At 43.5% G+C, this 11,508-nt stretch carries 10 protein-coding genes; 4 read left to right on the top strand and 6 right to left on the bottom strand.

Going from position 1 to position 11,508, the window contains the following annotated elements:
* Positions 1-50: 50 nt before the first annotated feature.
* Positions 51-317: a DUF2960 family protein gene (locus ACED53_RS12600; protein ID WP_004733780.1), complete on the bottom strand. Its 267-nt coding sequence runs from the start codon at positions 315-317 to the stop codon at positions 51-53.
* A gap of 171 nt (positions 318-488) precedes the next feature.
* On the opposite strand from ACED53_RS12600, the gene ACED53_RS12605 reads away from it, so the two are divergent.
* Entirely contained in the window at positions 489-1,139 is a 651-nt protein-coding gene (locus ACED53_RS12605) for a tetratricopeptide repeat protein (protein ID WP_017100054.1), read from the top strand.
* Positions 1,140-1,232: 93 nt separating this feature from the next.
* Positions 1,233-2,636: a sensor domain-containing diguanylate cyclase gene (locus tag ACED53_RS12610; protein WP_017100053.1), complete on the top strand. Its 1,404-nt coding sequence runs from the start codon at positions 1,233-1,235 to the stop codon at positions 2,634-2,636.
* Positions 2,637-2,758: 122 nt separating this feature from the next.
* Here ACED53_RS12610 and ACED53_RS12615 read toward each other — a convergent pair whose 3' ends face one another.
* The 5 genes from ACED53_RS12615 to ACED53_RS12635 form a co-directional block, all read right to left on the bottom strand.
* Positions 2,759-4,576, bottom strand: a complete 1,818-nt coding sequence (locus ACED53_RS12615; protein ID WP_009846745.1) for a bifunctional molybdopterin-guanine dinucleotide biosynthesis adaptor protein MobB/molybdopterin molybdotransferase MoeA — start codon at positions 4,574-4,576, stop codon at positions 2,759-2,761.
* On the bottom strand, positions 4,576-5,160 hold the full coding sequence (gene mobA / locus ACED53_RS12620; protein WP_009846744.1) for a molybdenum cofactor guanylyltransferase MobA: 585 nt from the start codon (positions 5,158-5,160) through the stop codon (positions 4,576-4,578). The genes ACED53_RS12615 and mobA overlap by 1 nt, the downstream gene beginning before the upstream one ends.
* A complete protein-coding gene (locus ACED53_RS12625; protein ID WP_009846743.1) occupies positions 5,138-5,857 on the bottom strand; it encodes an energy-coupling factor ABC transporter ATP-binding protein in 720 nt (239 codons plus the stop codon). Before ACED53_RS12625 ends, mobA begins: the two co-directional genes overlap by 23 nt.
* Before the next feature lie 10 nt (positions 5,858-5,867).
* Positions 5,868-6,566 carry an ABC transporter permease gene (locus tag ACED53_RS12630; RefSeq protein ID WP_009846742.1) on the bottom strand — a complete coding sequence of 233 codons (699 nt, stop codon included), beginning with the start codon at positions 6,564-6,566 and terminating at the stop codon, positions 5,868-5,870.
* Positions 6,567-6,843: 277 nt separating this feature from the next.
* Positions 6,844-7,650, bottom strand: coding sequence for a substrate-binding domain-containing protein (locus tag ACED53_RS12635; protein WP_009846741.1), 807 nt, complete (start codon positions 7,648-7,650; stop codon positions 6,844-6,846).
* A 303-nt stretch (positions 7,651-7,953) separates the two neighbouring features.
* Between ACED53_RS12635 and ACED53_RS12640 the strand changes: the two genes are divergently transcribed.
* Positions 7,954-9,417, top strand: coding sequence for a sigma-54 dependent transcriptional regulator (locus ACED53_RS12640; protein ID WP_032499045.1), 1,464 nt, complete (start codon positions 7,954-7,956; stop codon positions 9,415-9,417).
* The gene (locus tag ACED53_RS12645) at positions 9,407-11,434 is read left to right on the top strand and encodes a cache domain-containing protein (RefSeq protein ID WP_017100051.1); all 2,028 of its coding nucleotides are present in this window, start codon (positions 9,407-9,409) and stop codon (positions 11,432-11,434) included. The genes ACED53_RS12640 and ACED53_RS12645 overlap by 11 nt, the downstream gene beginning before the upstream one ends.
* Positions 11,435-11,508 lie beyond the last annotated feature (74 nt).

Consider the following 11,508-nt stretch of genomic DNA (forward strand, 5'->3'; position numbering starts at 1 on the left):
TTACAAACGAAAAGCTAGAAGCTACATATCAAGAAAAAGAGCCAGAGGGCTTACTTCTTCTTTTTACCAACACCAAGGTTGTCTTTTTGCTTCAATGTAAGCTTAGTAAAACCAAGCTTACGGAAATAGTTGTCTTGGTAGTTACGAACCGCTTTAGTATCAGAAATGAACTCAAGCTGCTGCTCAGTTTTTAGATACTCAGTGATGTCGATACCTTCAGCGGCTGCAACAGCTTCTTGGATCGTGCGGTGTTCTTGTTTCGAAAACAATAACTCTTTGTCTTCATCTTTATAAGTGTACAGAATGGTACGAGCCATGGTGCTCTCCAATATAATTATTACTTTGCGCGCACTCTACATAAAAACAGTACGCCACTCAAGATAATGATAGGAAATTACCACTTATTAGCCTCATGAATGGAATGTGTAATAAGCATTTTGTGGTATACTATTCGTTATTTTTTAATCTGGCTGACTTAAACGGAACTTATGAGCAATACGCTTTACCCAAAGATCATGGGAATTATAACGCGAATCCAGAACTACCCTGGAATCAAAGGATTAAAAGAAGTCGAAGACAGAATAACGAGTCTATGCGAAGCTAATAATCAACCGATCCCGGATTCAATCGCGCTTTTCCTTAAAGGTTTCACAAGCTATCGCCACGATAACCTTTCTGACGCTGCTGAGCATTATAAAGCCTGCCTAAACGTCATTGCTCCTGAAGAAATTCAACTATATGTATTTGTCATCGGGTTACTTGCGTCTACCCACAACATTCGTGGTGATTATCAATCAGCGTATGCTTGTTACTCAGAAACACTAGAAAACTTACACCTAGTTGATGACAATTTTAAGTCACTTATATTCTGTAATCTAAGTGACTTGCACTTAAGCTTAGAAAAATACGAACAAGCGAAGCAATATGCTCGTAAAGCCATTATTTCATCTCAAAATGCGAATCGCCTGTTAGATTGTGCTGTCAGCCATTTAAACCTAGCCTATAGCTGTGCATATACAAATGAGTTTGAGCAAGCGGTTAGCGCCATTATGGAAGCGAAAAGAATAGGCACCTCGCTTTCTAGTCACAGGACGATAGCTCTTTGTCATAGTTACCTAGGGCAAACCATGCTCTTGTAGGGAGGCTTCGATGATAGTGATGTATTAGATGCATTTTATCAGGCAGAAGAGCACTTCAAAAAATCGAGAGATGAGCATAATCGAAAAGAAAATTTGGTTTACTGGTTTCAATTCTTAGAAGGCATTGGAGAGCGAGAACAAGCAAAAGTAGGGTGCGCTTTTCTCGAACAGAATTTTGATCTAAAGAGTAGTTACCGTTCTTATGCTATCTATGCCCAAACTAAGGCGAAGCTCTTTCGAGATGAAGAGGATTGGTCTGGTTTAGCGGCACTTCAAACTCAGCATGTGGATCTTTTAGAAAAACACATGAGAAGTTATGAGCGCGAACAGAGCGAACGTATTCTAGAAGGGGTAGGTACCATTCAGAGTAAGAAGAAAAATGACGTTCTGACTCAAATGCAAAAATATATGGGTGCGCTCACTGATATTGGTCAATTCATAGCAACCGCTGCAGATTTAGAAAGCGTACTGCCTGAGATACTCCATAAGATAAATATGATTCTACCAACATCTGAGTTTGGGATTGCTATGTATGACGATAAATCAGACATACTCGACTACCGCTATTTTGTTGATACTCAAGGATTAATACCGAACCTAAAAGTAGTTTGCCAAGAGAACCAAACCATTGGTACGTATGTGATTCGCAAGCGAGCTACCGTTCATTTTAATAGCGCGACAGATGCGGCTCTAGAACCCTATATCGGTAAAACCACACAAGACGATAATTTCGTTACGTTTCGTGGCGAGCTTGATACTAACTCAATGATTCTAACGCCAATCATTCTTAATGAAAAATTAATCGGCTTTCTGTCAGTTCAGCATCATCTACCAAACCAATATCAGGAACACCACTGTCAGCTTATAGAACATTTAGCTAGCTTTATTGCCGTGTCGCTAGAAAATCAAAAGCAACGACAGCGTTTAGAAAGTGCGAATCAAACACTCGAAATCTTGAGTACTACTGACCCACTAACAGGTCTAGCTAATAGATATCAATTAGATAACATCACGCCAGTCTTAATACATAACGCTTACTACCAAAAACAATCTCTAGCGGTCCTTATGATCGATGTTGACGAGTATAAAGCTTATAACGATTTTCATGGGCATTTAGAGGGCGACGAAGCGCTTCGTATTATCAGTCGCTTACTTAAAAAAACATTCACAACCAAGAATGACTACCTTTTCAGATATGGCGGTGATGAGTTCATGGCGATTTGCTTCGGACAGAGTAGTAGTGATATTGAAAATAAGGTTGTCACTCTGCGAAAGATGTTAAATGAAGTCAAATTAGCAAACCCTAAAGCTCTCTATGCGGAACAATTAACACTCTCTATTGGTGGGGTTAACGTCGACTTAGCCAGTGACAATGTGGATCGAAACTTTAAAATGATTTGTGATATTGCAGACAAACAGCTCTATCAAATCAAAGAAAATGGCCGTAACAACTATAATTTGGTCGATTGCAGATTACTTAAAGTCGAGCTTGTTTAGTTCAACTCTGTATACAACCCCCCATAAAAAGAAAGCCCCTGATATCCAATATCAGGGGCTTCATCTATTTAGAGTATGTATTACTCTGAATTCGCTAGCTTAAAGCTAACAATCTTGTTTATTTACACACGACCTTGCAAAGGAATGATCGTCACCGTTTCACCGGCTTTTACAGTGTCTACCGCTGGTGAAATCTCGATTAGACAGTTTGCTTCGCTCATTGAACGTAGAATACCTGAACCTTGCTTACCGGTTGTTTTTACTTCAAGCACGCCTGATTCGTTCATTGAGAACACGCCACGGCTGAACTCAGTACGACCTTGACGAGAACGTAATTGCTCAGTCGCTATCGCGTTCGCTTTCACTGGTGTCCAGTTAGTTTGACCTTGTAGCTTGCGGATTGCAGGTTCTACAAAGTTAATGAACGACACCATCACGGCTACTGGGTTGCCAGGTAAACCGAAGAAAGGTTTGTCTTCAATTTTGCCGTAAGCAAGAGGGCGACCTGGACGCATGTTGATACGCCAGAAGTTAATCTCACCCAACTTATCTAACGCGAGTTTGATGTAGTCAGCATCACCAACAGACACGCCACCAGAAGTCAGAACCATATCGGTCTCTAACGACGCAGCATGAAGTACATCCATCATCTTTTGTTCGTCATCTTCGATAATGCCGTAATCAACGATGTCGCAACCTAGCTTTTGAAGCATGCCGATGATAGTGAAACGGTTCGAGTCGTAGATAGAGTTTGGCTTTTGCTCAACGCCCGGTGCCTGAACTTCATCACCCGTTGAGAACACACCCACCTTCACTTTACGCAGAACAGGGCAGGTACCGAAACCTAACGACGCCATCATACCCATTTCTGGTGCTTCGATGCGTGTGCCACGTGTAAAGACAGGTTGGCCAATTTCTAAATCTTCACCGGCCATACGGACATTTTGTCCAACGGAGATTTTCGCGTCTGGGAAGCTAACTTTATCGCCATCTTGCACGGCTTGCTCACGCATCACAACAACATCAACGCCATCTGGCATTGGTGCACCCGTCATGATCTTAACAGCTTCACCTTGTTGAACGGTTTTGTCGTAGCTGTGACCAGCCATAACTTCAGCAACAATGTTGTAGCTATCCAATTCAAGATCTTCACTACGAATCGCGTAGCCATCCATTGCAGAATTAGTATTCTGTGGGACGTTGATTGGCGAGATCACATCTTCAGCCAACACACGACCGTAGCCTTGCAGTAATTCAACACTCTCTGTGAGATCAAGCGCGTCAATGCTATCAACAATCTTTTGTTGGCCCTGAGTTACGGTTAAACCTGCTGGAGAGAACGAATCACAACACACCGCGGGCGCTGCGTCTTTTGAAGATGAGCATGACGCTGCTTTGCCTTTTGTAGAGGAAAGGTCAAAGGACTGCGCGTAATCGATGATGAAATCACGAATCGCTTCTAAGTCGTTGATCGACATTTGAGGTAAGTCAGATTCAACGTGGCTATCAGCAGCAATAGCAATGATGTTGTCATCGTTTTGGTACAACCAAGGTTTACCCACTTCATCACGGTGAAGCTCGATTTTAGGGAAAGCAATGTTCTTACAGCCTTCAACCAAAATCAGATCAAGTGTGTTGGTATCAAAACGAGTCAACAGGTAATCAAAATCGGCTTCTGCTTCTGGAGTCTCAGTCATCATCACATGACGGTTACGCGAAGCTATCAGCATTTGATTTGCGCCCGCTTTGCGTAAACGGTAGCTGTCTTTGCCCGGCTTATCGACATCAAAATCGTGGTGAGCATGTTTTAGCACACCAACTTTTAAACCCGACTCTGTCAATAAAGGAAGCAGAGCTTCTAATACGGTTGTTTTGCCTGTGCCACTGTAAGCAGCAAACCCCAATAGAGGAAGGTTAGGGCGTTGTTTAGAATCTTTCATTATTGAAGCGTTCCGAATTGGGTGAGTTCTTCTGGCGTGTTGAGATTAACAAAGCAGTTAGGAGAATCGCTAAAATCAACGTATTCCGTGACACACTCTTTGTACAGCAAGATAATTTTACGATCACCACGTTCCAAAAACGCTTCTAACTTTGGTAGAACACGTTTGTGGAATAGGGTGAATACTGGTTGCTTAAATTCGCCATCATGCGCGACAAGAATGTCGCTGTCTTCTTTTACTGCTGCACAAAAACGTTCAACAAGGTCATCACTAATCTGTGGGCTGTCGCAAGGGACAAAGCCGACCCAATCTGTGCTCGCGTTTTTAAGGCCAGCATGAATGCCGCCCAATGGGCCTGGATAGTCAGGGAAAGAATCGGAAACAACCGGTGCAAATGCTTGGTAACTGTCTAAGTTACGGTTGGCATTGATGGTAATGCTGACATCTTGTTGTGACAGCTTGTTAATAACGTATTGAATGAGCGGAGAACCGTTGAGCTCAACGAGTCCTTTATCTTTTCCGCCCATGCGGCTGGCTTGTCCGCCAGCCAAAATAACCCAACTAGTTTGCGTTGGAAGCAGCATAAATATTCTCTTGTGCTTTGTTCTTTTTAATAACTTGCAGAAGCGGTGATTCAGTCAAAGTGTTGTCCTTGATCCACCACTGCTTCTTACATAAATCGGTTAACGCGTTAGTTTGGTGGCTAGTGATGACCAAACTCGCGCCTCTCTGAAGAAGATCTTCGGCCATAATCACCAATCTTTCAATAGATTCTTTGTCTAAAGAAGCACTTGGTTCATCCATAAGCAAGATTGAAGGCTTAAGAATCCAAGCACGGGCCATTGCCACGCGTTGGCGCTCACCACCAGACAACACAGAAATGTGCTCATCTGCCAAGGTTTCTAAACCTACCATTCTTAATGCATTAATTATTTGAGCTCGCTTATCTTTTTGACTCTCTTTATTAAAGCGAATGCCATAAGCGACATTTTGGTACACCGAGCCATCAAAAAGGTAAGGAGTTTGGTGGAGATAGATGATGTCTTTAAATTTTAACCGAGGAAACAGGCTATGTTGCCAGCTTTGTGTCGGAGACTGAATACGGCCAGAGCTCGGCTTGATCAATCCTGATAAGATTTTAAGTAGGGTCGTTTTGCCAACGCCATTGTCCCCTTTGAGATAAATGGCATCGTTGGGGCCGATCGACAATTCGGGGATGTGGAACAAAACACGCTCTTTGTAGCGCATTGAAATTTGCTGCGTTGTTATTTTTATACTCATGACAGCGTTCCTAAGTTCTTAAATAGCCTTTTCCTCTCACACTGGAAAGGAAAAAGTTAAGGGCTAATGCCAATGCTAATAACACCATACCGAGGGCGACGCCTTGAGCGAATGCGCCTTTGTGGCTTTCCATGGCGATAGCTGTTGGGATGTTTCTTGTCATCCCCATAATGTTGCCACCCACCATCATTGAACAACCTACTTCTGTGACGATACGAGAGAAGGCAGCAATGGTTGCAGCCAATAGAGGGAAACGAGTTTCCCAAATCAAGGTACACGCGACTCGTGTTGTTGATACGCCAAGAGTGCGCGCTGTTTCTACTGCTCGGCGGTCACTGGCCTGCAGAGCGCCATGCATCATCGCAACTAGGATAGGGAAACAGATCAGCATCTGACCTAGAATCATCGCCTTTTGCGTGAACAGTAATTGCCAGTCACCTAAAGGACCAGAACGAGAGAGCATCATGTACATCAACAAGCCAATTACCACGGTCGGTATCGCTTGTAAGGTGTTGATCACCGAAAGCAGCGCCCATTTACCGGGGAATTCGGTGTAAGCCAGTAAGAAAGCCATAAGGATTGCAGGAACAATCACTAATGAGATGGCGGACAAAGATACACTGAAGGATACCGCGACGATTTGCCACAATTCGTGGTCAAAACTCACCAGTAGATTCATTGCATCAATCGTTGTTTGCCATAAGGTCATGAAGTATCTCGTTTGAATCGATAATAGGCTTTTATCGGTAGTGTCTGATGTTAATCATAGCTGACACAAACTATTTGAGCCTGTATTGGTCAGCTATTGTTTCTAAGCGTGAATGCCTTTAAAGCAAGACGGTTTTTAAACGTGATTATTTAGGTGGTCTCGTTGACTGTTTAGTTAAGCGTAGCGCTAGTTGGTTAGGGTTAAACCTTCAACGCTACGCTTTACTCACAACCCACGACTCATTTCTTACAACAAGCTATTCTGCGCTTGCAACCAACTATTCTGCGTTTGCAACAAATAGCTGTTTGCCGTGCAGTTTAAAGTCGTTGATCAGTTTCTGGCCTTTAGGGTTAACCAACCAATCACTGAATACTTTCGCTGCTTGGTAATTGATGCTTGGGTAGCGTTCTGGGTTAACAAGAATCACTTGGTAAGGGTTAAATAGGTTCTTGTCGCCTTGGAACAACACTTTAAGGTCAAGTTTGTTTTGGTAAGCTAACCAAGTACCGCGGTCTGTCATGGTGTAGCCTTGCATTTCAGACGCCATGTTCAGAGTTGGGCCCATTCCTTGACCAACGCTGCGATAGCCGCCAAAGTTCGGCTCCATCTTAGTTTGCGCCCAAATACCCATCTCTTTCTTATGAGTACCAGAGTCGTCCCCACGAGAAACAAACGTCACGTTGTTGTTCGCGATTGCTTTGAACACATCAGCTACTGCTTTTTGAGATTCAATCTTCGCAGGGTCGCTTTGTGGGCCAACGATAACAAAATCGTTGTACATCAGCTTACGAGGTAAAACGCCGTAACCTTTTTCAACGAAGTTCGCTTCAGCTTTTGGTGCGTGAGTCATTACCAAATCAACATCACCGTTTTCACCCATGCGAAGTGATTTACCCGTACCCGCAGCGAGAACATCAACCTTAATACCAGAATCCTTTTCGAACTCAGGCAATAAGTAGTCCAGTAAGCCTGAGTGGTAGGTACTTGTGGTTGTCGCCAATTTGATATGAGTGGTGTCTTCCGCGCTGCTAGCCGTGTAACTGACGATAGATAGAGCTGCAATAGTTAGGGGAATTGCTTTCATTATTATTATGTCCATTCTGTTATAAATGAATGACATGCCTCTATTTTTAAAGGGCTCAAAGAAGGGCATGTGCATAAGACGCTAATTGTTGTAATTAGGAATCTACACCTAATAAGCAATCTTAATGCCAATAAATAGTGCATCAAATTTCATTAAATTGCTGTTATATCGAACAAAACTGCGTCATTTAGGCTAACAAAATGCATTAAAATATGAGCTAGGACAAAATGTCGCACATTGTCCCTGTCGCACAAAAGGTTAATTGGTACACTCTGTCCCAACTTTCCCCATCGGCTAATCATTATGTCTTTACCTAGTTCACCTGCATCGAACCTCAACCCAAACACATTGACTCAATATCAAGCGTTTTCCGTCTTGGTCGTGGACGATGAAGTCGGGATGCAGGCTATTCTAAAGAAGGCCCTAGGTAAGTTCTTTGGCAAGGTATCGAGTGCAGGGTCTGTTGAAGAAGCTGAAATACTGCGTTCGAGCGAACATTTTGATCTCATTGTTCTTGATATCAACCTGCCAGGACGCTCTGGCATTGAGTGGGAAGAGGCTTTTAACGACAACGACAAACGTGCCGATGTTATTTTCATGACTGGCTATGCTGATCTAGAGATGACCATATCTGCGCTTAAGCTTGGCGCTTCAGACTTCATTCTTAAACCTTTCAACTTAGAACAAATGATACAAGCTGTACTACGTTGTATGGATAAGCGCCTTGACCAAAGAATGCAATACGCATTGAAGCGTGATGTTAGCCGTCATATCAAGACCGAGTTAATCGGTAACTCAGATAAAACCAAACAGCTTAAATTGCTGATCAGTCAATTTGCACCCTCTCGAGCATCCGTTCTTATAGAAGGTGAGTCAGGTACAGGTAAAGAGCTAGTTGCACGTGGTGTACATGAAGCCAGTAAACGTACAGGGCCATTTGTGCCAATCAACTGTGGCGCAATCGCCCCAGAACTTCTTGAAAGTGAACTATTCGGGCATACCTCTGGCGCATTTACCGGTGCGAAGAAAAACCGTGAAGGCCTTTTCCGAGTCGCAAGTGGCGGCACCTTGTTCCTAGATGAAATAGGTGAAATGCCACTGCCAATGCAAGCAGCGCTGTTACGTGTGTTAGAGCAACGTACTATTCGTCCAGTTGGCAGTGAGAAAGAGATCGCTGTCGATGTACGTGTCGTCGCAGCAACAAACCGAAACCTTCAAGAAGAGGTCGATAAAGGCCACTTCCGTCGCGATCTGTTCTACCGACTCAATGTACTTAAGATTGATGTTGTGCCATTGAGAGAACGACCGTCTGATCTGATAGAGCTTGTTCCATACTTCACTCGTCTTTTATCTAGTGAACTGGGTATGCCGGTTCCAAACTGGGCACATGAAGATATCTTGGCAATGAATGAATACGAATGGCCGGGCAATATCCGCGAACTTAAGAACTTAGTCGAAAGATGCATTCTTTTAGACAAGCCACCAGCACACTATTGGCGAGAAGTGAATGGTGATCCAGCCCCAACCAGCATTTCAGTGACGGTGTCACATGGGGCGGAAATACCAAACTTGAATAATGTAGACGCAGCTGAGGGTTACCCGAACACTTGGACACTCAAAGAAGTCGAGAAATCTCACATAGAACAACTGGTGAGTTTTCATGATGGCAATAAATCTGCAGCAGCGAGAGATCTCGGTGTGGCGCGTAAAACACTAGAGCGTAAGTACAAAGAATGGAACACAGAAGGCTCTGAATATGCCGATTAGACGTCATTGGTGGACAAAGTGGGCGTTCCGGTTCAAAACCATGGTGCGTTATCGCCTGCTATTTCTAACATCCGCTCCCATCATTCTTACTTTGTGTGCGCTTGTCGCTATAACACTGTATTGGTCAGTACATTACACGTGGCAGGGTGCTCTGATTGATGTCGATGAGCGTTTGGATGTTGCCGACAACAGTATCCATTTAATTCAGAACCAACAGGCCTATAACGTTCAAGCATTTGCTGAGTCTTACAACTTCCGAATCAAACTCACGAGTGATATTTCGAAAGAAGAGCTCACACGTTGGGTTTCAGAAAACAAATCTCGCTATGAACTCGATTTTCTACGCTGGCGTAGCGTCGAGAGCATGGAGAAAAAGCTTGAATACCTCAACCTGACACACAAAGAATCGTTCTTTAGTGTATTGAGCCAAAACGAACTCAACGATTTAGACCAAAACCTTGCCAGGCAAGCCGAAGTCCCAATGCTCAATAATCAAAACGTTGAAACTCGAGGTTTAGTTAGCCGCACTGTTGTGTCAATTCGAGACAAGAATGATCACGTTATTGGTTTTCTTGATGGCGGGATCCTACTTAACAACAGCACACAGTTAGTTGATCAGATCAGCAACTTGATCTATCCACAACGTGATGGTTTTAATCGCCGCATTGGTACGGTTACCGTATTCCTTGATGATCTGCGTGTCAGCACTAATGTGCCATTAAGCAGTGAAGACAGTGCAGGGCGCGCAATTGGTACTCGCGTTTCTCATGAGGTTCATTCAAAAGTCTTGAATCAAGGGCAAAAGTGGTTAGACCGAGCATATGTTTACGACGCTTGGTACATCACCGCTTATCAACCAATCCACGACCAGTTTGATAACGTTATTGGCATGCTTTATACCGGCTATCTAATCTGGCCACTCGTAGAGACGTATCTGACTAACCTTGGTGAAATCAGCATTACCATCATATTACTGCTGTTAGCTTCAGGTTTGATCGTACACCGTGGTGCACGCGATCTTTTCAACCCAATTGAACGCATCCATAAAGTTGTAAAGCTAGTCCAAATGGGGCAAGACAAGCGAATCGGTACGTTGGGTTTGGATGATCAACATGAACTTACGTTGCTTGCGAAACAGTTCGACAAAATGTTAGATCTGCTCCACGAGCGTAATCAAGAGATTCAACAAGCGGCGTCTGAACTCGAATGTAAGGTTCATTCTCGTACCGCCAGTTTGAAAGAGAAAACGGAAGAACTCGAACTGCACATCCAGCTTCTTAACCAAGCTAGAGATAAGCTGGTGGTCAACGAAAAATTAGCCGCGTTAGGTGAGTTAACCGCAGGTATTGCCCATGAAATCAATAATCCGACAGCAGTAATTCTAGGCAACGTTGAGCTAATGAAGTTTGAACTAGGTGACGAAGTGGCTCGTGTAGACGAAGAAGTCCACGCGATCATGGAGCAGATCGACCGAATCCGAAACATCACGCGAAGCTTACTTCAATACAGCCGACACGGTGGTGTACAAGACGAAATCACTTGGCAACATATCAATCCAATTGTCGATGAAAGTATTACGCTCGTAAAAACAGGCGCAAAAAAGAAAGGCATTGTGTATGTCTCGCAATTGAATGCTAAAACCTCAGTCGAAGTGAACCGAAACCAATTGCTGCAAATTCTAGTTAACCTGCAAATGAACGCGATTCACGCGATGGACGGACAGGGCACATTGACTATCTCGAGTGAAGATTGGGTTGAAAATGGAGTATCTCATGGGGCTATTGTTCATGTTGAAGATGAGGGCTGTGGTATTAAGGAAGAACAACTGAAACGTATTTTCTCTCCTTTCTATACCACCAAAAGAGACGGTACAGGCTTAGGTTTGTCCGTTTCTCAAAGTATTTTGAGCCAAACGGGCGGCGAAATACGAGTTGAATCCGAAGTAGGTAAAGGAAGTCGCTTTAGTATCTATCTTCAGCAAAAAGCCACACCGCAGTTATTAGTGTCTAACCTTTAGTCGTTCATAACGCGAATAGAAAAAGGTTCATCGCGGATTAGCGGGAACTCAAAACAAAAACGGTAGTAAGTGAT

The organism is Vibrio sp. 1F169 (assembly GCF_041439605.1).
Lineage (GTDB): Bacteria > Pseudomonadota > Gammaproteobacteria > Enterobacterales > Vibrionaceae > Vibrio > Vibrio tasmaniensis_A.